We start from the raw sequence: 23,634 nt of genomic DNA on the forward strand, positions 1-23,634 counted from the left end.
ATCATACATGATTCTCTATATGTAAACATTAGTATCGTTCTTATTTTTACTCCATTTGGAGAATCACTTTTTATTTCATTTAAAATAGAAAATAAATGATTCATAGAAAAAAAGCAACCCCAAAAGGCTGCTTTCTCATCTATTCTTCAAATTGATATAGTGGTGTACTTAAGTAACGTTCTCCATTACTCGGAATGATTGCTAGAACCTTTTTGCCTTTTCCAAGCTCTTTTGCAACTTTTAAGGCTGCAAAAACTGCTGCACCTGAAGAAATACCACCTAAGAGACCTTCTTCACGAGCGGCACGTCGACCATAGTCAAACGCTTCATCATTCTTAACATGGATAATACCATCATAAATTTTAGTATTTAAAATCTCAGGTACAAAGTTAGCACCAATTCCTTGAATTTTATGTGGGCCTGGCTTACCGCCAGCTAGAATAGGAGAGTCCGCAGGTTCAACTGCATATAACTTAATAGATGGATAATGTTCTTTTAGAACTGATCCTGCACCAGTAATTGTTCCACCAGTACCAATACCAGCAATAAATGCATCTAACTGATCACCCATTTGCTTTACAATCTCAGGACCAGTTGTTAGACGATGAACCTCTGGGTTTGCTTCATTTTTGAACTGCTGAGGCATAAAATAACCATGCTCATTGGCAAGCTCTTCTGCTTTTGTAACTGCACCGTTCATACCCTCTGGACCAGGAGTTAACACTAGTTCTGCTCCATAAGCACGTAAAAGATTACGTCTTTCCATACTCATGGTTTCAGGCATTGACACAATAAGCTTATAGCCTTTAGCTGCCGCAACCATCGCTAAACCAATTCCAGTATTACCACTAGTAGGTTCAATAATGGTATCACCTGGTTTTAACGTGCCATTTTTCTCAGCAGCTTCCACCATCGCCAATGCAATTCGATCTTTTACACTGCTTCCAGGATTCATAAACTCAAGCTTTAGATAAACATCAGCCATATCCTCGTCAACAAGCTTGTTTAACTTTACAATAGGTGTTTCCCCAATTAGTTCGGTAATTGAATTTGCAACTCTCATTCTTCCACCCCTTAATCCCTAGTATTTTTATTGGTTTTATATTATAAAAATTAACAAAAGCTGTTTGAATTGTCAATTATTTTGATTATCATAAAACCAGTCTACTTCTACCTCATTCCAAAAATGTTCAGCTGTCACTTTTCCTTCTATTTGTCCTAAAGCAAGCTGTCTATGAATGTGATCTTTTACATCTTCGAATGAATATTTCTTTCCCTCTTCGACTTCATGTAAAAACAGGATTGCAAATTCATCGCCCACCTTCACAGGTCCTTTCCATTCATCCTTAGCTAAATCCGATAGAACAGCCTCATACTCTTCTGGTATATAACCACTTTCCATTGTGACATATCCTAAGTCTCCACCTTGATTAGAGGTAAATTCATCTATTGATCTTTCCATGGCCAATACGGAGAAGTTTGAGCCATTATCTAATTCCTTTATTACAGTTTCAGCCTCTTCCTCTGTTCCTACTCTTATGTGGGAAAGATGATAGGTGGTTGGGATGTCATATAGACTTTGATTCTCATCATAAAACTTTTGTACATCTTCTGCAGGAATGGTCACATCTCGAGTAAGCATTTCTTCTAGAAGGATATTATATTCAATTTGGTTCTTTAAATCTTCCTCATCTGATATCTTTTCATGATCGATAGAGTTGTACATAGCTTTGATAATCGCTAACTCTTGCTCTACAACCTCATCAGATACTGTTATATTATATTGTTCAGCAAGCTGATAAATCACTTCATGATTGATTATATCTTTTAGTGTTTCTTTACCATATAATTTTTCAAGCTGATGAAGCCATTCCTGCTGAGTTATATTCTGATCCCCAATAGTTGCCACTACCTCGTCCGTAACAGTAGCCGTTGCCACTTCAGCAGGCTCACTAACTCTTTCTTGACTACCATTTAACCACATTCCAATTGTTAAACAGTTGGTTACTACAAGGGTAAAAACAATAACCCAGATTGCCTTATTGTTCATGCTTCAACTCTCCCTGCTTTATCATTCTTTTGGTAATAAAGAAATCAGTTCTTCTTTGCTGAGGTGATACATTTCATTGCAGAAGTGACATTGAGCCTCGGCTTGCCCTTCTTTTTCAATCATGTCTTCAATCTCTTCTTTCCCCAGAATTTTAATAGCATTTTCAATCCGCTCCTTTGAACATTGACATTCAAATGAGATTGGCATCTTATCTAATACTTTCACATTTCCTTGTCCAAGTACCTCGTCTAAGATTTCTTCTGGTGTTAGACCCTTTTGAATGAGCTTCGAAATGGGTTCAATAGTACCTAGTCTCTTCTCGATAAAATCTATTGTCTCATCAGTGGTTCCTGGTAGTAACTGAATAATAAATCCACCTGATGCCAAAATTGTATTATCTGGATTTACCAATACGCCAACTCCTACAGAAGAAGGTGTTTGCTCAGATGAAGCAAAGTAATACGTGAAATCTTCTCCAAGCTCTCCAGACACAATAGGGACCTGTCCTGAGAAGTGATCTCTTAAACCAAGATCCTTTACAACAGATAACGTACCAGAGGATCCAACTGCTCTAGCTACATCAAGTTTCCCATGCTGATTTAAATCGAAATGTACATGTGGATTGGTTAAATAGCCTCTTACATGACCTTTACCATCACTATCGACGATGATCGCGCCAATAGGGCCTCCACCTTCAATTTTGATCGTAAGTTTATCATTACCTTTTAACATAGCACCCATCATCACACCAGCGGTCATTGCACGCCCTAATGCAGCAGAAGCTGTTGGCCATGTGTCATGTCTTCTTTGTGCCTCACTAACGGTTTCAGTTGATTTCACTGCAAAAGCTCTTACCTGATTATTATAGGCAAGTGCACGAATTAAGTAATCTGACAAAACAATTCTCCTTCCTATTCGGTTACTCTTTGGTTGCGTTGCGTAGATAAATAATTTGTAGTCCTTTTAACGTTAGAAATGGATTAATAATATCGATTAAATGGGATTCCTTAGCAATTAAAGTTGCTAGACCTCCTGTTGCTATTACTAAGGGATTTGAATTAGTTTCATTCTTCATCCTTGTAACAATACCTTCAACTTGCCCAACATAGCCATATACAATTCCTGCTTGCATCGCATTAATGGTATTTTTCCCAACAATAGTCTCTGGTCTAGAAATCTCAATCCTTGGTAACTTAGCGGCTCTTGAATATAGAGCTTCTGTCGAAATAGCAATCCCAGGCGCTATAGCTCCACCCATATACTGCTTATGCTCATTTATGTAACAATAAGTAGTTGCTGTTCCAAAATCTACGATAATGAGTGGTCCACCGTATTCAGCTATGCCTGCCACAGCATTAACAATTCGGTCCGCCCCAACCTCTCTGGGGTTCTCATACTTAATATTGAGGCCTGTTTTAATTCCTGGTCCAACAACTAAAGGTTGGATTCCAAAATATTTCACACACATCTTTTCTAACGAAAACATGATCGGTGGAACAACGGAGGAGATAATAATCCCTTTTATTTCTGAAAACGAAAGATTTTCATGCTCTAGCAGTGCTTTTATAAGCATGGCATATTCATCCTCTGTCTTATTTCGATTCGTTTCAAATCTCCAGTGATGCATTAACACATTTCCTTTAAAAACGCCCAATACAGTATTGGAATTGCCCACATCTAGTACTAAAATCACGGCTTTCACACCTTCTGTTGTTTCAAATAATGATTAAACCTAATCCCCTACATCTTATCACAAAATGGATGATTAAGGACATTAGAAGACGCTTAAAGTCAGGGTAGAACTTAACCGTGACTCAACCGTCACAACTTTAGAAACGAGTCAAAAGTTCAACCTCCTGCATATAATGGCAAAAAAAGAAGCTAGGGGATCCCCCTAACTTCTAGCGATTTTCTTCATTTTTATCTTCTTCAGTACGATCTTCTTTTTTGCTATTGATGTTTACTTTTACATCTTCTGACTTATCCTCTGTGGCCAAGGTTGTGACCGGTCGCTCCGGTAGCATACCTTTTTCGACAAGGCTCTTGATTTGTGCAGCATCAAGAGTTTCCACCTCAAGGAGAGTCTTAGCAATTAGTTCAAGTTTATCGCGATTTTCAGTAAGGATTTTTCTTGCTCTTTCATAAGATTCCTTGATGAACGTCTGAATTTCTAAGTCAATTTCATAAGCAATTTTATCACTATAATTTTGCTCATTATGAATATCTCTACCTAAGAACACCTGACCACCTTGTGGTTGACCAAATTGAAGTGGTCCAAGCTTATCACTCATCCCATATTCAGTAACCATCTTACGGGCAATCCCTGTTGCTCGCTGGAAGTCATTGTGTGCACCAGTACTAACTTCACCGAATACAATCTCCTCTGCTACACGTCCACCAAGTAGCCCAGTGATTTTATCAAGTAATTCAGGCTTCGTCATAAAGTAACGATCCTCTTTAGGAAGCATAACCGCATACCCACCAGCTTGCCCTCTTGGTACTATCGTTACTTTGTGAACCATATCGGCTTCATCAAGGACAACCCCGATAATAACATGGCCCGCTTCATGGTAAGCAACGATATTTCGTTCCTTCTTAGACACCACTCGGCTTTTCTTAGCTGGACCTGCAATAACACGATCGGTTGCTTCATCCATGTCCTCAGGTTCAATGAATTTCTTATTTTGTCTAGCTGCAACTAGTGCTGCCTCGTTTAACAGGTTTTCAAGGTCTGCTCCTGAGAACCCTGGAGTACGCTGAGCAATTGCCTTTAAATCAATATGCTCTGATAGTGGTTTGTTATGTGCATGTACTTTTAGTACTGCTTCACGACCATTGACATCAGGACGATCTACTGTAATTTGACGGTCAAAACGACCTGGACGCAATAATGCTGGGTCTAAAATATCTGGACGGTTAGTTGCAGCTACGATAATAATTCCTTCGTTTGCTCCGAATCCATCCATTTCAACTAGTAACTGGTTTAAGGTCTGCTCTCTTTCATCATGACCTCCACCTAATCCAGCTCCACGTTGACGACCAACTGCATCAATTTCATCTATAAAGATAATACAAGGTGCATTCTTTTTCGCATTTTCGAATAGATCACGAACACGTGATGCCCCTACCCCAACAAACATCTCAACAAAGTCAGAACCACTGATTGAGAAGAAAGGCACACCTGCTTCTCCTGCAACAGCACGAGCTAGTAGGGTTTTACCAGTACCAGGAGGTCCTACTAAGAGAACACCTTTTGGAATACGTGCACCTAATTCAGCAAACTTCCTTGGATCTTTAAGGAACTCAACGACTTCAACAAGTTCCTGTTTTTCTTCATCCGCCCCTGCTACATCCTTAAAGCGAACCTTTTTCTTTTCTTCACTATAAAGCTTAGCTTTACTCTTACCAAAGTTCATCACACGGCTACCACCGCCCTGTGCCTGATTTAGTAAGAAGAAGAATAAAATAAAGATAATGACAAACGGAATGATAGAAGTAAAGAATGTAACCCAGCCGCTCGTTTCTTCTGCTGGAAGTGGTTCTACATCATTACCCTGTTCAGCTAGTGCATCAATACGCTCAAGCGCTTGAGGACTATTCGTTACATATGTAAGAAATGTTGTGTCTTCATCATAAGATGCTAATTGTCCACGGATTTCATATACTCCGCGTTCAGGCTGGATGGTTATGTTAGTAACTTCTCCATTTTCTAAGTGTTCTATAAACTGATCATATGTAAGCTGCTCGGTCTGTTGGTTTGTACCATTGAAGAAGCTTACTACACCTATTACAACTAAGAAAATTAATAAATAAAAGATAGTATTACGGAAGATCCGATTCATCCCTTACCTCCTCCCAAAACAAACAAACTATATTAAATATTACCATATGACAATAATGTATTACAAATCATTACCCCTATATCACATACATTTAAAGACTATACCTAATTACCCATCTTATACAGATTTGTAAACCTCAGGTTTTAACACACCAATATATGGTAGGTTTCGGTATCTTTCAGCGAAGTCAAGGCCATAACCAACCACAAACTCATCTGGAACAACAAATCCTACAAAGTCAGCCTTAATATCAGCCTGTCTACCCGTTGGTTTATCTAACAGTGTAACAATCTTAATTGTTTTTGCTTTGCGGTACTTAAATAGCTCTACAAGGTAACTTAATGTTAAACCACTATCAATGATATCCTCAATGATTAAGATATCTCTTCCTTCAACAGAAGTGTTTAAATCCTTAATGATTTTAACCTCTCCTGAAGATACAGTGGAGTTACCATAGCTTGAAACATCCATAAAATCCATTTCAAGATGTGTCTCTACTCTTTTAAGCAAATCCCCCATAAAAGGCATTGCTCCCTTTAGGACACCTACAGCCAATGGGAAACGATCCTTGTATTCTGCAGTTAACATATTACCTAACTCTAAAACCTTCTTTTGAATCTCTTCCTCAGTTACCAATACTTTTTCAATTTCTTCGTGCATGCTTTTGGTCCTCCTAGAAGTTCATTACCTTTTATAGAATAAAACTGTATACGACGACTTATACCTGTCATTCGTCTCAAACCTCGATTTTTTCAGGCCAGGGACCCATAAAATCTCTCCGTTTTGATCCTCGACAATGGGCCATTGATCACGCTCAATCATCGGAATCTTCTCATCAATAAAAATATCCTTTACTTTCTTCGAACCATTGATACCCTTTAGTTGAATTCGATCACCTTGCTTACGATTTCTTACAATTAAAGGAAAAGCAGTTGAAGTTGAATCTAACACTAAAGTTGAATTAGTAGTAGAACTAGGATATTTCTGATAAGTTTCGGACCAAACCATTCCCCCTGAAGGCAGTATTACCTTGTCCTCATTCTCTAAAAAATAAGTGTATGTATTTACTGTATCCTCTTTAAAGGTAAAAATACAGATATTATACGACCTTCTTATTATTAAACCTTTAGGGAAATGCAAAACTCCCGAGGGATGATTACTCCTGGCTAAACGGATGATTTCTTCGATATGTAAAAAACTTAAAGAGCTAGGTAAATGAACATAAAGATAGTTTAATATTAGTTGAAGTCCCCTTCTTTGTAAAGGAATAGGCAAACCTAATAGTTCGTTCAAGGAGATTTCCACATGCATTTGTTTTTTCTTTTTAATAACTGTATTCATACTTTCTACTGTTAATGACTCTAAATAGCTTTCATCCTCGAATTGCCGTTCACTAAATTGCTGAAATAATGCATGTACATTAGGATTCTCCTGTTTTAAGAATGGTAGTATATTTTTTCGGAATCTATTTCTTGTATATACATCCTTAGCGTTCGAAGGATCTATTCGAGGGTTCAAGCCGTGTTTATGACAGTAATCTACGATCTCCTCTTTTGTAACAGACAAAAAAGGTCTTATGATATATCCTCTACCAAATGGACGTTTGGCTTGGATTCCTGCCGCAGATTTCCCGAGTGCCCCTCTTACTAGTCTCATAAGTATGGTCTCAACTTGATCATCGCCATGCTGACCTAGGGCTAGGTAGCGTGCATTATATTTTTCCATTACTTCTTGGTAAAATCGGTAGCGACATTCTCTTGCTGCTATCTGAGCTGAAATCCCTTGTTCCTTTTGGTGGCTTGCTACATCTACTTGAATTCCCTCAAATTGGACACCTATCTCTTGACAATAGTCTTTTACAAACAGCAATTCTTCTGCGGATTCCTTACCACGAAACATATGGTCCATGTGAGCCGCAATCAGATGATATCCCTTTTTATCTTTATGTACAGCTAGAAAATGCAGCAAGGAAAGTGAATCAGGCCCTCCGGATACTCCGACGACGATTGTTGAGCTTTCCTCTATTAAATGATGGTTATCAATAAATCGTTGAACCTTTTCTTCCATATCCACTCGATCCCAATTCTTTATAAATTAATCATAAAATATGTAGCTTTTCCTTGATCTTAATCCTATCGTACCATTCCTTATAGTAACTGACCATAAATATATAGAACATATGCTAATCCTAAGAAAACAATGATTAATACGGTTTCTATATACCCCTTTTTGCTCTTCCCTTTTTTAGATGTCCGTTGCTGGTATTGTTTTGCTGGTTTCATCGGAGCAGGTTTTACCTGTTTATTAGGCTTTTGCTGTTTAATTCTTGTTTTTTCATTAGGGGCTGAATAGTTCACCTTATTACTCATTGAGTTCACAAGGTCTTTTCTCATATCTATTGACTGTTTATATTTTCCTTCCAACGCATTAAAAAGGACTCCTTGATATTTTTGTAAAGAGGGGGTTGAACTGATCACTCGTTTTAACTGCTGATATCCATCCTGTTCTTTTTGGAACCTTTTTGGATAAGCAGCATTAACCATGACCATCGCTACAGCAAATAAGTCATAGGAGGGTTCCGCCACCCTTGATCCCATTCCCCAGTATCCTCTATCAAAAAACTCAGTAAACTCCTTAATAGATCTACCTTGTATTGTAACGCCCCCCACATCTAACCACCGAATTTGCGGTGGTGGGCCCGTTACTAATAGATTATCAGGCTTTAAATCACCAAATACCCAACCAGCATCATGAAGTCTATTTAAATCCATTAGAAGCTGTGAACAAAGAATTCCTGTCCATTCATCCCCTCGATTGGCGATAAAATGAATAAAGTTTTCACCTTTTACATATTCCATCACATAAAAAGGAACGGTTACTCCTAGCTCAGGCCTATGCCAATCATCAACATCTAGCAAAGAAGGTCCAAGGGTATACTCCTGGACCTTTGAAAAATGCTTTAATACATTCACCTCTGAGGTAATTGACATACTATTATCACTTAATTTAATGGCTACCAATCCACTTGTACTACTAGCTAGATAGACATATCCATTTGCGCCATAGCCTAATGCTTTTAATATTCGATAGGACTCTTTATGCCATTTACCAGTAATAACTGTCCCTGAAGATGCTTTACATGCCAGATTCTTCGAGGTATTGTTCATCACGGGAAATCAAGCTCCTTAATGATCGTTTCTTTCCAAAATGAGATAAAGCTTCTCTGATGGCTGGGCCTGTTGGGGTAATTCCACCAGATGTCAGTTTTGGAAATACAGAGGTTAATGATTCTAGTTTCGGTGTCCAATCTAGTATTTTCTCTACCTCTTTCTTTTTCCCAGGAAATACGAAGACAGAAAATCTGTTATCACCCATTCTTGCATTTAAACTAAGAGAAAGATCTAACAGAGCTTCTTTGACTGTAGGAAGTTTATTTTTCATACTAGCACTTGTATCAACTAACACTAGTACCTCTAGCTCTACCGTTTCCCCTAATTCATCAACAACCTCCATCACTTCTCCTCTTTTTTCAGGAGGCAACTCCTCCATCGAACTATTAGAACCTAATATCTGTTGAAGCTCTTTATTTACCACACCTTGTAGTGTTTGTGTCATTGCTTTACGGGTTACCATCTGTACCGTTTGTGATAAAGCCTGCGAGTAAACAACCTGACTTACTCCTCCGCCGGACATAGCAATCCCTTCAATCTCTTCCATACCTTTTTCTTCTATTGTATCCTCTTCCATTACACCGATGACATTAACAGTAATCCCTTGTTCCTTTGCGAGTGCTGCCATTGCTATCGGATCTTCCCCTTGATTTGAGCAACCATCAGTAATTAATAGAATTTGCTTTAATGTACCTTTTTTCAAGTTTCATCCCCTCCTTGATAATGTATTATCATCATGGACGAGAGCATTCTATTTTATACGTTTCTATTAGAAAATTTATATCGAAAAACTAGTAGTTTATAAAATTACCTATGCTGACTCATTACCTTTTTTTCGGTGTAAAGGTATTGCAGCCCACCTTGGTAGATTCCTTTTCATTTTCGCGACGACAACCGTCATATCGTCTTCAATCTGTCCACCTCTAGAGCGGATAACCTCCTCCATGATAATGTCTGCTACCTCTTGAGGATCATCAGTTTTAAGCTCATTAATTTTCCTCTTCATCCACATGTCGTAATTTTCAACATGCTTAGGGCCTTCAAAAATGCCATCACTCATCATGATCAATAAATCACCCGCCTTTAATTGTTCACTTACAACCTCAACATCGAACTCTTGAATAATTCCCATTGGCAGATTACTACCTTCAACCTTTATAACCTTTTCGCCTCTTTTTACAAAACTAGGAGTCGACCCAATTTTAAGGAATTTAGAACTTCCATCTTGCAAATCAATCATCGCTAAATCAAGAGTTGTAAATATTTCATCCGTTGTTCTTAATGCTAAGATTGAGTTGATCGACTTAATCGCAACTTTTTCTTCAATCCCACTTTTCAGTATTTTTTGAAGAAGTAACAGTGTTTCATTACTTTCTAAATGTGCTCTCTCTCCATTACCCATTCCATCACTAATAGCTATTGCATACTTTCCTGCACCTAATTCTATGGTGGAATAGCTATCACCTGAAACAAAGCCGCCTCCTTTTGCAGCATTGGCAATTCCTGTTTCCACAACATAGGTTTTAGCCGATCCAAAACTCACATGGCAATTCCCATTAGGATACGCTGAACATTCTTCACGCTTAACAACAATGGTCTCTTGCATAATTTCAGATAATATAGGGGCAATTAACTTCTCGCATTCCCCCCTACCATTGCAATAAGGAATACTCATTTCAATATCTACATTCCCTTGTTCAAGGCTATAAATTTCTGCATGGCCGATTTCAATCCCAAACTCTCTTAAAGCATCTAGAATTTGCTCTTCTTGAATCGTGTGGTTCTCTCGCTCACGTTGAATCTCCCTTGCAAAATCCCCCATTACCTGGGAAACTCCTAACAACTGATCAGCAACTAAGCGTCGACTGTCCTTCACCTGTTTTTTCAACTTGCGATTCGCTTGGTAAAAGGTTAACTCATGCTGAATCGCATCAATCACTTTAGTAGATTTTACACAGTATTTATCCCATTCTCTTTGGTAATTTATATTTCTATTAAGCGTTAAATCTTCAGATTCTTGCATAATTTTATGCATATGCTCATAGGTTGTATTAAAGTTTTTTGACCAACAAAAGTCTTTTTTAAAGCAGGTCTGACAAGTTTTTTCCGTAACGTTACTCAAAAAGTAGTCTATTTCCCGCTCGTCATCCTTATCATCCTGATTGATACCGTATTGGGAAAAACTGCTAGATAGCGCCTGGAAGACACTTGAAAACTGCTCAACACGGTTGGCTGTCACATCCCTGATTTTCCTTACATATTGCTGTTGTTCTGCTGAATGTTCTGCTGTACCTGGTATAAACCTTGCAATCTTGGAGATAAGAGATTGAGGCGTTGCAAAAAATAAGGAAATAGCTAGTAGGGATTCAAAAACGGTGTTTAATAGATTGGCTTGATCAGCACCATATAGACCAATTAGTAATGTACCAATTAATAGCCCAACTCCAACCCCAAACTTTTTTCCTTCTTTTAAAAGACCACCGAGTAGTCCTGAAAAGGCAAGTAAACTCATTTGGTACAAGCTTGCTACATTCGCAAGACTCAGAATTAATCCAGTTACCACCCCAACAGTAGACCCGACTGTCGCGCCTGCACAGAATGCAAAAACTAACACTAAATACCTTGAGAAAATATGTTCTATCGATAAATCATAAAAGGTCCACCCTATCGTACCTGTTAAGATCGAAGCTAATAATATAACTAACGAAATCATCTCTTCTGTCTTAAGAGCTTGTTTTCGTCTTTTCATACTAATCAAAGGGACACTTTGTAAGAAAATCATCGTGAGGATAAAGCTAAGTCCCGCTTCCACCGCTACCATTGATAAATGATAGAGTGAAAAATCTCCTGTTGTAACGGCTGTGAAAATAAGATTACCAGCAATGACCGATCCAAATACAAGATAAGGTAAAACCTTGACTAACGATGAGTTGAATCTAGTAATAATTAACCGGGCAGTTAAAAATAGTAGAATCGTAAGTAGGACAAGCCCACCTTTTTCAAATCCAATAGTAGCAGCTCCCGCAATTAGAGAAATCATCGCAAGTATCGACTTGTCCCTTTTCATGGTAAACACAGCTGCAAAATAAGGAACAGTAAACGGCATGATTTGCTCTAGTATCAATGCTCTTCCAAGTAGAAAGCCTATTATTATCAGCAGTAAACCTTTTTGAAACAATATACTTTCAACTGTGGTTTGTAGCCTGTTTATTCCATGTGACAAAGAATTTTGCACTCGATCGACAACTGTTACTTGTGCGACTACCTCGGTAACATTCCTTCCTGTTTCGTGCATAATATCTCCCCCAGCGAATATAGTTGATTGTAATTATATCGAACGAATTTTTAGTATTTTGTCAAAAGAACAAGACAAGCCCAAAGAATCGTTCGACTATTTTCACTTAAAGAGAACAGAATTTGGGGTATTTTTCATAAAATAGCACTATTTCAATTGGGAAGAACAAAAAAAGAGACAACAAAAAAACTGTATCTTTTTTAAAAGATACAGTTTTTTTAGGATAGCGGCGGAGGGAGTCGAACCCACGACCTCACGGGTATGAACCGTACGCTCTAGCCAGCTGAGCTACACCGCCGTAATTAAATTGTAAGCACAATTGCTATAATACAATCGAACCCCTAATCTGTCAACAAAGATTTGTCGAGAATCAACGAAAACAACCCAATGGATAAATAATGTCGGAATATATTTGGTATAAGGAAAAGCGGAGGTGCCCCGTTTTGCCCCGACAAGTAAATGTTCCTCGAGGGCCTAGGTGCTGCAGCTAGACATACAGAAAGCGGAAGGCATCCGCTTCAACTGTAATAATAAGGAATTTCGTTGATAAAACAGTGGTTTTCGTCGATAAAATGAAAGGGTTCGGTGATAAACCTTAGAAATCGTTGATAAACTGAAAATTGCGTTGATAAAGATAGTCATTTCGTTGATAAACTACGTTTCACGCATAAATGAACTTCTACTTTAGCCTCAAATTTAGTAAACCTGGGCTAAAACTCATTAACTTATTGCAGTAACTTCAATATACGCTCAATCTTTTACTTATTTACTTATAATATCTTTAGCAGTAATGAGGTTTTCAACTAATCCTATCTCTGACTACTACCACAAAATAAAAAGAGAGCCAGAATGGCCCCCCTTATCATAGTTAGAACAACTTCTTTATATAATATTGATAGACAGCAACATGTTATCCGCGTTTTGCTCCACGTCCACCACGTTTCGATTCAGTATGACGCTTAAGGGTAGACAAACGATCCTCACTATCCTTTAAAAAGCGATTCATCTTTTGTTCGAACGTTTCTTGCTCGCGTTGGTCACGATAACCTCCACTTTGTCGGTTTGAATTACGAGGGCGCTGTGAGCTAGATGGGCGTGATGAGTTTGCTTGAGGTGGTCTTTCCTTTGCTTTTTTAATAGAAAGGCCAATCTTCCCATCCTTTTCTACATTAATGACTTTAACTTCTACTTCATCTCCAACCTTTAAGTGTTCATTAATGTCCTTAACATAGTTATCAGCTACTTCACTGATATGAACTAGCCCTGTTGAGCCACCAGGCAGCTCTATAAATGCTCCAAATTTCGTAATTCCTGTTACCTTTCCCTGTAACTTGCTGCCTACTTCGATTGACATAAAAAAATTGCTCCTCCTTAGTTTAGTCGAAAATCAAATTTTTTTTATTATACATAATCAGAAATTGTAGTGTCAATTAGACGACTCTTCATTAGGTATTGAGAAGATGATTTCATTATCCTCTGACAGGAAATAATCACGTCTTGCGATTTTTGCTATATATTCGTCATCGTTTAACTTAACAATTTCTTCCTCCAGCATGGTCTGCTGCTTTTCCATTCCTTTAAGCTCGGATTGAAGCTGATCTCTTTCTTCTAGTTTATTTTCATAAGCTGCAACTTGTGAAAGAAATGTTGAAATCATGATATAACCTAAAATACCTACTATGACACTAAATGCAGTTAAACGTCTAACCATTCCTCGACGACGATGTAAAACGAGCTTTTCTCGTTGCTCAACAATTTTATAGTAGTCTGATTGGATTTGCTTAATTTTGTCATTCTTAAATGAATCCATGCTCGTTTTGATCCTCCTAACTGCGAAACTTATTCCACCATTTTTGCCATATTACTTTGAAATTCTTTGTTTTTTCTAAAATTCCTGCTATTTTATAAAAAAAGATTTTAACCCGTTTAGGAGTGAGCTTCCAACAAAGGATTCCGATCCATTTAAAAGGTGTTATTATTAACCTGAAAATGAACAGTCCGATGGTGAGTACAAGTTTCCATAATCCGAGTAAAGAAATAACTAGCAACTGGATTATATAGCGAATTGGCTGAATGAGCAAGACTGTTATTAATCTTGCAAAAAATTTATATGTTCGAACGGCAAACATAATTAAATGTTCTAATAGTCTTTTATAGTAAGATTGGAACAAGCTTTGATAGGCTGCAAATCCACATAATAAAGCTAGAAAAACATAAAATCGAAGTTCCCCTTCATTCACCACTAATAAGGTATAGAAAATAACAAGCCCTTGAACAACCCAAAAGGCCACATCATTAATAAATACAAACCAGTTTGCACGTTCAGGCCGCTTAAGAAAGCGACCATACGTGTCTAATGCTGCTCCAACCCAATTTCCCATGCCAAACATGGCAAGCATCGTATAGAATTGGACCGTTAAACTCATCGGAATAACTTGCTAAAGAGTCCTTTAGCCTTCTCCGCGTGTTGCTCATCTAAATAGATAATATCAAAGATTCGTCCCTTTATGGATACAATCCCCTTGTCAACATCAAGGTTCTTCATCTGAAGACCCTGACCACGAATTGCTAGAATCCCCATTACCGTTTCTAGCAGAAACTCTTCATTATCAAAGCTTTCTACCTGCTTTACCCCGGTAATGTCCAATAAGCGTCTTCCTCTCATCACTACATCGTGTTCAGGAGTATTTGTTTTGTTCTGCGTTCCCATATCATAATATTGGCTCATGGAATCATCCCTCACTATTCATTGACTTTATAGTCATTATATGAGGAGATTGTTAATTTAGAACAAGCCTTCTAATAAGGAAGATCGTCTGTTGCAATTTTTTCTTCTTTGACTACCGTATACAGCTGTGTTGCCAGCTCTTTTTTTGTTGTCTCTTGAATAGAATCGATCTGAACGGTTACTAATTTTTGGCCAAAGCGAACGGTCAAGGTATCGCCTACCTTTACATTGGAGCTAGCCTTTGCCTCTATGCCATTAATAGAAATTCTCCCTTGATCAGCGACTTCTTTCGCTAACGTACGTCTTTTAATTAATCTTGACACCTTTAGAAATTTATCTAATCTCACTGTTTCCCCTTCTTTCTCTTTAGTTCTTTTCTAAAACTTTGTTGCTTTTTGATCCTCTAGTTTAGATGTGCCCTTCGTTTTTTGTACCAATTGTGTATAAAGATAGAAAAGGATGACTCTTTTCTTCTAAAGTAACACCTTACAACTACGGTGAAAATTTGGCTTCTGGGATTTTTACAAAAACACAATCTATACGATAACAGCCTTCTCTTTACTCTTTTTTCTTTGCTTCTTCCCAAAGAAGATCTAACTCGTCAAGTGTGAGCTTTTCGAACTGAAGCTCCTGTTCATGTATTCTTTGCTCCATATATTGAAATCTATTTTTAAACTTAGTATTCGTCTGCATGATGGCAATTTCAGGGTCAATCTTATAAAATCTAGCCAGGTTCACGATAACAAATAAAATATCCCCTAATTCCTTCGCGGCCTTTTCCTTTGGTGAGTCATCGGTGATTTCAGCTTTAAACTCTTCTATTTCTTCATAAAGTTTTTCCCAAATCGGGCCAACCTCGGTCCAATCAAAACCAACCTTTGCCGCGTTCTTTTGAATGGCATCTGCCATTAATAGTCCTGGTAGACTACTTGGGATTTCAGCTAATATGGAGTTTGCATCTTGAGTTGGTTTTTCCTGTCTTTTTATATCATCCCACAATGCGACGACATCTTTTGCATTTTCCGCTGTTTGCACATCAAAAACATGAGGATGCCTTCTTATCATCTTTTCAGTAATTCCTCGAATCACATCATTAATCGAAAACCATCCTTCGTCTTCACCAATTTGTGCATGAAGCATGACCTGAAGTAGAACATCTCCTAGCTCCTCAACAAGATGTTCATCATCCTCCTCATCAATTGCTTCTAGTACCTCGTAGGCTTCCTCAATTAAATATGGCTTTAGGCTTTGATGGGTTTGCTCTTGATCCCACGGACATCCCCCTGGACCTCTCAATGCCGCAATAACAGATCGTAAAGAGTTGAAATCTTGATACAATAGAGAGTCCTCAAGTACCGGTGGAACGTAAACAGTAGTGAGGTTACTGATATTCATCCCATGATCCAGCTCGTACAAAGGGACTTGTTTAACTATCTGATTAGAAGTCCCTGCTGCCGTGACAATATATACTTCGTATTCATCAGGTAACCTCTCCATTAGAGCTAGCTTAACATTTGAAGCGACAAAATGATCATAAACCTGACATATAACCATATGCTGCTTTAATTCTAATTGGTTAGCATTAAATTCTGTTCCATCCACCAGTTGGAAGCCTTGAATCGGATCGATTTCTAAAGCTGTAAACAGAGGATCTAGAAAACTACTTCCTCCTTCAATAACAATCTTATAGCCATCTTTCCGCTTTTCCAACAAAAGTTCGACTGTTTTTTCTGCTACAAGTGGATGGCCTGGTACAGCATAAATCACATCTTGTGTAATTGCCTTTTGACAAAGTGTCTCTACGATTTCCTCATAGACATAATGAAATTGATCATGCTTTTCATAAATATCATCAAAGCTTTGAATGCTTATACCTTCCTTTTCTAACTCTAAAACAACAGGGTGCTCCTTCGTTCTTACATATATAAGCGGAGATTCCTTAATCCTCTTATACATCTTTAACGTGAGTTGTTCTAATTCACCAGCCCCTAAACCCAATACATATATTGTTGGAATAGACATCTGATTTCCTCCTCCCCTTCCTTACTTTATTTTAGCCATTTTTGTAAAACAGGCCATTCTGATAAGTCTTCTTTATTAAAAACCCGTACTTTGACTACAATAAGGATAAACACAGCACCTCCAACTACAATGGAGCTTAAAGAAAAAAAGGTACTAGCCATTCTAGTTGGTTGTATAGATATCAAAGTAAAGTATATCCATTCATAGCCTTTAATCAAGAGGACCATGACTGCTCCAGCTAGCAACGACTTCCCTATCATGTTAAATTCAAGTACGGTTCCGCTCCTAATCACTTTGAAAAGTATTCCTACACTTAAAACGGCAATAATACCCACAGAAAGAACAGTTGCAATAGCTGCTCCAACCGAACCATGAACAGGGATTAACCAGCTATTTAACACCCATTTTAAGACTAAACCGACTAACACAATATAGACTGATTGAGCGATGTATCCAAGTCCTTGAGCAATAGCTAAAGCTGTTAGACTTACTGACATAAACATAATCGATATACTTAAAACAGACAGCATATACGTTCCGTTACTATTTCTAAAAAGCATATGATTCGTATTTTCCATAATGGCAACCAATCCAAAGGATGCACCCGTTCCCACCAGCAAACTTATTTTAATGGCCATTCGGCTGTTTTTTAGGATTGATGCATAATGCCCATTTTGCTTTGCCTTTGCAATTATCGGAACAAGTGATAAAGAAAGAGATGTAGCTAACACCACTCCTAATTGTAAAAGTGGCTGGCCACGATCAAAAACACCCTTTTCAATTTTAGCCTCAACTGGATGTTGCCCCGCTTGAATCAAATAATTATATAGCGTAAAGGAATCCACTAATTGAAGTAAGACTAACGTAAGTCCTGTTAAACAGATGGCTACACCACTAAACAGGAATGTCTTAAATGGGAATTCCTTTAAATTTTCGGTAGAGAATATGTAAATGAAATCCTTCCATTTCCATGTACCCTCTTGTCTCATTTGGAAAAGAAGTAGTACAGCTACAGCAGTAAGCCCACCTGTAAGTGAACCGAAAATTGCTCCCGCTCCTATTACATATAAGCTAAATCCTTTCGAAATCAGTAAAAACGCTAGTAATAGAATTGTACCCACTCGAATGAATTGCTCAGCTATTTGGGAAAGTGCAGTTGGAAGCATATTTCCTTTTCCTTGAAAATTCCCTCTAAACACAGAAATAAACGGTAAGATTAGAAAAGTATAAGATACCATTTCAATCGGAAGCTGAAGGGAAGGATCCCCCATCAGTTCCGCGATATGTAATGAAAACTGAAATAAAATAACAAAAATCAATAAACATAAAATCATTAGTGTACAAAAGCTTAATGCAATTATTGACTTAATCTGTAACATATTATTTGTTTTTTGCTCGGATATCAATTTTGAGATAACAACAGGAAACCCATATAGCGAAAGAGCCAAAGCAATCCCATAAAACGGATAAACCTGCTGATAAATATAAAAACCCACATCCCCGACAATGTTTTGAAAAGGGATTCGATAAAGTGCGCTTAGGATTTTTGACAGAAGTCCCGCTAAAGTTAGTAGTAACGCTCCATGCCAAATGGTTTGTTTAGAAGATTTCAGGACATTCACGGCAAGCTTCCTTTCACTAAGAGTTCGCGGATGTATTATAACACAAACAGAGGTAATATCCATTTATTTAGTGGGAATCCCTGCTATCACAGGTCTAAGTCCTTGTTCTATACAAACCATAATCTCTATAAGCTAAAAATAATAGGACAGCATCTGCTGTCCTATTACTAAAGATTATTGTTCCATTTGTCTTGCTAAGAAACCAGCTGCTGTTTCGACAGCTTTTTGCTCTACTTCACCAAGAGTGCCTTCTTTAGAAAGAATCACCACTGCCCCAATCGGATCTCCATTTGCAACAATCGGCCCTATTGTATAGGATGAAATGGTTTCTTCATTTCCTTCTAAAATAGCGAATTGCTTTTCTGTTGTTTCTAATATAGATCCACGGTCTTCCATGACCTTCTCAATATTTTCGCTAATATTCTTATTTAAGTATTCTTTCTTAGATCCACCTGAAACCGCAATAAATGTATCACGATCACAAATTAAAATAGTATGTCCTAAGCTATCATATAATGCATCTGCATATTCTCTTGCAAAATCGCCTAACTCACTAATTGGTGAATATTTCTTAAGTATTACTTCACCATCGCGATCTACGAAAATTTCAAGTGGGTCCCCTTCTCGAATTCGGAGTGTTCTTCTGATTTCTTTAGGAATTACCACACGTCCTAAATCATCAATTCGACGAACTATACCAGTTGCTTTCATCTTAAGATGCCTCACTTTCATTTGATGATTGATGAATCTTGGTGATTGGTTGAATTAAGTTAATTTACCAACTTTGTATATATCACCTTTTGTTGAGATTAGTATCCTTCAGATAGAAAGTTATATACACATCCTAGAAAAAAATCATGAACTGGAATAAGTTACTAACATCTTTATTTTTTGAGCAGGACAGTCTCATTACCTAAGAGTTTTGGTATTTCAGTTAATAGCTGTTTTGCAGTAGCCAACCACTCTTCTGTCTTTATTTTCTTTGTAGGGATTGTCATTTTAAGCTTATTATTTTCAAGCCCTAGGTTAATGTATGAGGCAATTTTATTTGCAGCCATAAATAGCTCTTCACCTTTAATTCTTTGTGTATCTTCCTCTGTCATAAGCATTACAAGCTCTTGTTTAATTTGTTTAATCGTTTCAATCTTAGCTAGACCAGCTAGTATTTTAAGCTCAGTCACTTTTATCAAATAGTCGACTTCTAATGGATAGTCACCGAAACGGTCCATCATTTCCTCTTGAAGCTCTAAAATATCCTCTAATGATGAAATACCTTTAAATCGCTTATAAATCTCAATCTTCTGCCTACCATCCTTAATATACTCTTCTGGTAAATAGGCATCAAGATCCACATCTATTTCCACTGAGATATCCTTTTTCTCATCCATCGTACCTTTTCTAGCTTCAACTGCATCCTTTAGCATTTGAGAATATAAATCAAATCCTACAGAATCAATAAAGCCATGCTGCTGCGCACCTAATAAATTCCCAGCACCACGAATCGATAAATCTCTCATCGCTATTTTAAATCCTGAACCCAGCTCGGTGAATTCCTTTATGGATTGCAACCTTTTTTCAGCAACTTCCGTTAATACCTTATCCCGCTTATACGTGAAATAGGCGTAAGCAATTCGGTTTGAACGACCTACTCTACCTCTTAGCTGATAAAGCTGGGATAGGCCCATTTTATCAGCATCATGGACAATCAGTGTATTAACGTTTGGTATGTCCACACCTGTCTCGATAATGGTTGTACTTACAAGAACGTCCGCTTCACCCTCTAAGAATGTCAGCATAACCGATTCAAGTTCGTTTTCATTCATTTTCCCATGTGCGTAAGTGATTTTAGCATCAGGTACTAACATCGATAGCTCATCTGCTTTTCGCTCAATATCCTCCACCCTATTATAGAGGAAATATACTTGCCCACCCCGAGCAAGCTCTCGTTCAATCGCCTCTCTTACCAATGCTCCATTGTATTCCATTACATAGGTTTGAACAGGAAAACGGTTTTCTGGTGGAGTCTCAATTACCGATAAATCTCTAACTCCGAGCATCGACATATGGAGCGTCCTTGGAATTGGTGTTGCCGTTAATGTTAGTACATCGATATTAGCTTTAAACTGTTTAATTTTCTCCTTGTGAGTCACACCAAACCGTTGTTCCTCATCAATAATTAACAAACCAATATCTTTATACTGAACATCCTTTGAAAGCAGTCGATGCGTCCCTACTACTATATCGACAGTCCCTTGTTTAATTCCCTTAATGGTTTCTGTCTGTTGCTTTCTTGATCTAAAACGGCTTAATAAACCAATTCCAATTGGATAATCCTGAAACCGTTCTTTAATGGTCTCATAGTGCTGCTGCGCAAGGATTGTCGTTGGAACGAGAAAAGCAACTTGTTTTCCATCCATAATTGCTTTAAAGGCTGCACGAATTGCTACTTCTGTTTTCCCATAACCAACATCCCCACATAAAAGACGATCCATTGGTCGTTCACGTTCCATATCCTTTTTTATTTCTTCAATTGAACGGATTTGATCTTCTGTTTCTTGATACGGAAATGAGGTTTCAAATTCCTGCTGTTCGGCCCCATCCTCAGTAAATGCATAGCCTCTACTTGCTTCTCGTTCTGCATAAAGCTTTATAAGATCATCTGCAATATCCTGAACAGAAGATTCAACCTTACTTTTGACCTTCTTCCAGTCAGTTCCTCCAAGCTTATAGACTTTTGGCTCTTTACCTTCGGAACCTACATATTTTTGGACTTGATCAATCTGATCAATCGGTACATAGAGTTTATCATTTCCATGGTATTTAATATGAATATAGTCTTTATGAATTCCATTAATCTCGAGTGTTTCAATTCCTAAATACTTACCAATACCATGATTAATATGAACAACATAATCCCCAACTTTTAATTCAGAATAATTCTTAATTCGCTCTGCATTAGATAGCTTCTGTCTTCGTTGGGATCTTTTCGGAGGCTGCTTTTTAAACAACTCCTCCTCAGTGATCACTGCTACTTTCTGCATCGGAAATTCAAATCCATCATTTAAACGGCCCTGAATAATTTGAATTCTACCGTTTATGATGGAATCATCCCTGCCAATTTTTACACCATCAATTTCATAATCAGCCAACACACGTTCTAATTTCTTAACTCTTTCCTCTGTTGCCCCTAGAAACACAACGGCATACTTGGCCTTCTTCCAACGATCTAACTCATTTTTTAAGACATTCATTTGTCCATGAAATGATTGCATGGCCTTACAAGACATGTTCACAATATTTTGTGGATTGGTATGTGGAACATGACGGAGAAATAAAGACATGTATAATATATTCTTTTTCGACTGATGTAATAGAGGAAAGAAGGAATGAGACAGTTCTAGGTCATGGATTATCTCACCCTCTGCCAATAAGGAGGTTGACCATTCTAGTTCTTCCTTCTCCAAGGACTCAGACATTTCCTGGACACGACTGATTTCATCTACAATGATTACGCCTTCATCGGGAAGATAGTCTAGTAAACTAGCAGGCGCTTCATAAAATAATGATAGATACTTAAACATTTGCTGGAGAACCTGGCCATTTCTAATGGTCTCTATTTCACTAGAGATATTCTCTAAAAACTGCTTCTTAAGCTTTTCATCTTTAATTTTCTTTAAAGATTTAGCAAGACCTTCTTCAAGTCTAGTTGCTCCCTTCAAGAGCTCCTTTTCTTCAAAAAGCATCTCCGTCGCTGGCCCAAAAGCAAAGGAATCTAGCTTATCCTTTGAACGTTGGTCATCTACCTCAAATGTCCGTATCGAATCTACTTCCGTATCAAAGAGCTCAATTCTAACAGGTAGTTCCTCTGTCAATGGATAGATATCAATAATACCACCACGAATGCTAAACTCTCCTGGTGTCGATACCATTGAATTCCTCTCATATCCTAGTTTGATTAGTTCGTGTAAGAACTCATCAACGGAAAGGTCATCCCCGACTTGGACTATTTTCTGAGAGCTTTTCCATCTTTCCTTTGTTGGAAGAAGTCTTCTTAAGCCAGCTACGGGTACCACAATAATACCAGTTTGATGCTGACTCCAATGATTTAATACTTCTATTCTCTGACTCTTTAACTCAGGACTAGCTATCCCTATTTCAGAAGCAATCAACTCATTGACTGGGTATAAAAATACCTCGTGCTCAGGATTAAGTTCTAGTAAATCGTCATATAACTTTTGAGCTTGATACAGATTATGGGTAACAACGATTTGGGGCTTTTTTAATGCTGTATAGATAGTTGACATAAGGACAGTTCTAGCTGAGCCAGATAATCCTGCGACGAGTTGTTCTTTTAGCTTTCCATCTATTCCATTTACAATAGTAGAAACATCTTCACTTTTCTTAAATATATCTTGTAAGCCTATCAAGAATAGCCCTCCTTTCCATCATAAATCCGAATCTATTTTGTTTAAAGATTTCGATGCACATGTATGTAACACTAGGTTTGACCTAGCAAAGATCTTTTATCGATCTACAATATAATAGAAACAGAAAAATGCTTTGGTTTTATCCAAAGCCTAATGTATAAACGTCTGATTTTCATGGAATTGTGGATTTCGATCTAATGCTTCTTGGCAATCTTCACAAATTGTTTTCACTTCTATATCTCCGTTATTCTGATATGATATCATATCCATTCTTTCCTGATCATTTAGCTGGTTAAACCCTAGTTGGTGACTTTCAAGTGACATACTATCGAGTTTCCCTACAGCTACCCCACAATGTCTACATTTATAATGGATGGACATAAGATTCCTCCCCACATTTCATTTATGATTAGTATGAACGGGATTGAGGTATCTTATTCAACATTGTATGTAAACAACTTCTGAAAATGCATATTCT

Annotated in this window: 20 protein-coding genes and 1 tRNA gene; all 21 read right to left on the reverse strand. The window is 37.7% G+C overall.

Features of this window, described 5'->3' with window-relative positions; all coding sequences use genetic code 11:
• Positions 1–139 precede the first annotated feature (139 nt).
• Positions 140–1,063 (reverse strand): cysteine synthase A, encoded by a 924-nt coding sequence (gene cysK / locus M1D60_RS23200; RefSeq protein ID WP_456277122.1) that lies wholly within the window; start codon positions 1,061–1,063, stop codon positions 140–142.
• 72 nt (positions 1,064–1,135) lie between these two features.
• On the reverse strand, positions 1,136–2,050 hold the full coding sequence (locus M1D60_RS23205) for a peptidyl-prolyl cis-trans isomerase (protein ID WP_456277123.1): 915 nt from the start codon (positions 2,048–2,050) through the stop codon (positions 1,136–1,138).
• Between the two features lie 21 nt (positions 2,051–2,071).
• Positions 2,072–2,947, reverse strand: a complete 876-nt coding sequence (gene hslO, locus M1D60_RS23210; protein WP_456277124.1) for an Hsp33 family molecular chaperone HslO — start codon at positions 2,945–2,947, stop codon at positions 2,072–2,074.
• Between the two features lie 22 nt (positions 2,948–2,969).
• Positions 2,970–3,743 carry a type III pantothenate kinase gene (locus M1D60_RS23215; RefSeq protein ID WP_456277125.1) on the reverse strand — a complete coding sequence of 258 codons (774 nt, stop codon included), beginning with the start codon at positions 3,741–3,743 and terminating at the stop codon, positions 2,970–2,972.
• Positions 3,744–3,951: 208 nt separating this feature from the next.
• Positions 3,952–5,892 (reverse strand): ATP-dependent zinc metalloprotease FtsH, encoded by a 1,941-nt coding sequence (gene ftsH, locus M1D60_RS23220; protein WP_456277126.1) that lies wholly within the window; start codon positions 5,890–5,892, stop codon positions 3,952–3,954.
• 117 nt (positions 5,893–6,009) lie between these two features.
• Positions 6,010–6,552 (reverse strand): hypoxanthine phosphoribosyltransferase, encoded by a 543-nt coding sequence (gene hpt / locus M1D60_RS23225; RefSeq protein ID WP_456277127.1) that lies wholly within the window; start codon positions 6,550–6,552, stop codon positions 6,010–6,012.
• A gap of 24 nt (positions 6,553–6,576) precedes the next feature.
• On the reverse strand, positions 6,577–7,959 hold the full coding sequence (gene tilS / locus M1D60_RS23230) for a tRNA lysidine(34) synthetase TilS (RefSeq protein ID WP_456277128.1): 1,383 nt from the start codon (positions 7,957–7,959) through the stop codon (positions 6,577–6,579).
• An 80-nt stretch (positions 7,960–8,039) separates the two neighbouring features.
• Positions 8,040–9,062 carry a protein kinase domain-containing protein gene (locus M1D60_RS23235; protein WP_456277129.1) on the reverse strand — a complete coding sequence of 341 codons (1,023 nt, stop codon included), beginning with the start codon at positions 9,060–9,062 and terminating at the stop codon, positions 8,040–8,042.
• Positions 9,028–9,765 (reverse strand): VWA domain-containing protein, encoded by a 738-nt coding sequence (locus M1D60_RS23240; RefSeq protein ID WP_456277130.1) that lies wholly within the window; start codon positions 9,763–9,765, stop codon positions 9,028–9,030. The genes M1D60_RS23235 and M1D60_RS23240 overlap by 35 nt, the downstream gene beginning before the upstream one ends.
• A 108-nt stretch (positions 9,766–9,873) precedes the next feature.
• On the reverse strand, positions 9,874–12,357 hold the full coding sequence (gene spoIIE / locus M1D60_RS23245; RefSeq protein ID WP_456277131.1) for a stage II sporulation protein E: 2,484 nt from the start codon (positions 12,355–12,357) through the stop codon (positions 9,874–9,876).
• Positions 12,358–12,581: 224 nt separating this feature from the next.
• Positions 12,582–12,655: transfer RNA gene (locus tag M1D60_RS23250), tRNA-Met, on the reverse strand.
• Positions 12,656–13,267: 612 nt separating this feature from the next.
• Positions 13,268–13,711: a S1 domain-containing RNA-binding protein gene (locus M1D60_RS23255; protein WP_456277132.1), complete on the reverse strand. Its 444-nt coding sequence runs from the start codon at positions 13,709–13,711 to the stop codon at positions 13,268–13,270.
• Between the two features lie 72 nt (positions 13,712–13,783).
• Positions 13,784–14,167, reverse strand: a complete 384-nt coding sequence (locus M1D60_RS23260) for an FtsB family cell division protein (protein ID WP_456277133.1) — start codon at positions 14,165–14,167, stop codon at positions 13,784–13,786.
• 16 nt (positions 14,168–14,183) lie between these two features.
• On the reverse strand, positions 14,184–14,783 hold the full coding sequence (gene yabQ, locus M1D60_RS23265) for a spore cortex biosynthesis protein YabQ (protein WP_456277134.1): 600 nt from the start codon (positions 14,781–14,783) through the stop codon (positions 14,184–14,186).
• Positions 14,780–15,085: a sporulation protein YabP gene (gene yabP, locus M1D60_RS23270; protein WP_456277135.1), complete on the reverse strand. Its 306-nt coding sequence runs from the start codon at positions 15,083–15,085 to the stop codon at positions 14,780–14,782. Before yabP ends, yabQ begins: the two co-directional genes overlap by 4 nt.
• A 71-nt stretch (positions 15,086–15,156) precedes the next feature.
• Complete coding sequence (locus tag M1D60_RS23275; protein WP_456277136.1) at positions 15,157–15,432, reverse strand: RNA-binding S4 domain-containing protein; 276 nt, start codon at positions 15,430–15,432, stop codon at positions 15,157–15,159.
• A 211-nt stretch (positions 15,433–15,643) separates the two neighbouring features.
• Positions 15,644–17,107, reverse strand: a complete 1,464-nt coding sequence (gene yabN / locus M1D60_RS23280; RefSeq protein WP_456277137.1) for a bifunctional methyltransferase/pyrophosphohydrolase YabN — start codon at positions 17,105–17,107, stop codon at positions 15,644–15,646.
• Between the two features lie 26 nt (positions 17,108–17,133).
• Positions 17,134–18,729, reverse strand: coding sequence for a putative polysaccharide biosynthesis protein (locus tag M1D60_RS23285; protein WP_456277138.1), 1,596 nt, complete (start codon positions 18,727–18,729; stop codon positions 17,134–17,136).
• 174 nt (positions 18,730–18,903) lie between these two features.
• Positions 18,904–19,440 carry a stage V sporulation protein T gene (spoVT, locus tag M1D60_RS23290; protein WP_456277139.1) on the reverse strand — a complete coding sequence of 179 codons (537 nt, stop codon included), beginning with the start codon at positions 19,438–19,440 and terminating at the stop codon, positions 18,904–18,906.
• 173 nt (positions 19,441–19,613) lie between these two features.
• Positions 19,614–23,156, reverse strand: coding sequence for a transcription-repair coupling factor (gene mfd, locus M1D60_RS23295; protein ID WP_456277140.1), 3,543 nt, complete (start codon positions 23,154–23,156; stop codon positions 19,614–19,616).
• Between the two features lie 150 nt (positions 23,157–23,306).
• The gene (locus M1D60_RS23300) at positions 23,307–23,537 is read right to left on the reverse strand and encodes an anti-sigma-F factor Fin family protein (protein WP_456277141.1); all 231 of its coding nucleotides are present in this window, start codon (positions 23,535–23,537) and stop codon (positions 23,307–23,309) included.
• Positions 23,538–23,634: the final 97 nt, after the last annotated feature.

The organism is Bacillus sp. AK128, assembly GCF_053903075.1.

Bases quoted from the DNA above. Each gene is read 5' to 3' on its own strand.
- yabN (WP_456277137.1), bottom strand. From the start codon at position 17,107: ATGTCTATTCCAACAATATATGTATTGGGTTTAGGGGCTGGTGAATTA.
- hpt (WP_456277127.1), bottom strand. From the start codon at position 6,552: ATGCACGAAGAAATTGAAAAAGTATTGGTAACTGAGGAAGAGATTCAA.
- M1D60_RS23255 (WP_456277132.1), bottom strand. From the start codon at position 13,711: ATGTCAATCGAAGTAGGCAGCAAGTTACAGGGAAAGGTAACAGGAATT.
- spoIIE (WP_456277131.1), bottom strand. From the start codon at position 12,357: ATGCACGAAACAGGAAGGAATGTTACCGAGGTAGTCGCACAAGTAACA.
- M1D60_RS23260 (WP_456277133.1), bottom strand. From the start codon at position 14,167: ATGGATTCATTTAAGAATGACAAAATTAAGCAAATCCAATCAGACTAC.
- yabP (WP_456277135.1), bottom strand. From the start codon at position 15,085: ATGAGCCAATATTATGATATGGGAACGCAGAACAAAACAAATACTCCT.
- M1D60_RS23205 (WP_456277123.1), bottom strand. From the start codon at position 2,050: ATGAACAATAAGGCAATCTGGGTTATTGTTTTTACCCTTGTAGTAACC.
- cysK (WP_456277122.1), bottom strand. From the start codon at position 1,063: ATGAGAGTTGCAAATTCAATTACCGAACTAATTGGGGAAACACCTATT.
- ftsH (WP_456277126.1), bottom strand. From the start codon at position 5,892: ATGAATCGGATCTTCCGTAATACTATCTTTTATTTATTAATTTTCTTA.
- tilS (WP_456277128.1), bottom strand. From the start codon at position 7,959: ATGGAAGAAAAGGTTCAACGATTTATTGATAACCATCATTTAATAGAG.
- M1D60_RS23300 (WP_456277141.1), bottom strand. From the start codon at position 23,537: ATGTCCATCCATTATAAATGTAGACATTGTGGGGTAGCTGTAGGGAAA.
- spoVT (WP_456277139.1), bottom strand. From the start codon at position 19,440: ATGAAAGCAACTGGTATAGTTCGTCGAATTGATGATTTAGGACGTGTG.
- yabQ (WP_456277134.1), bottom strand. From the start codon at position 14,783: ATGAGTTTAACGGTCCAATTCTATACGATGCTTGCCATGTTTGGCATG.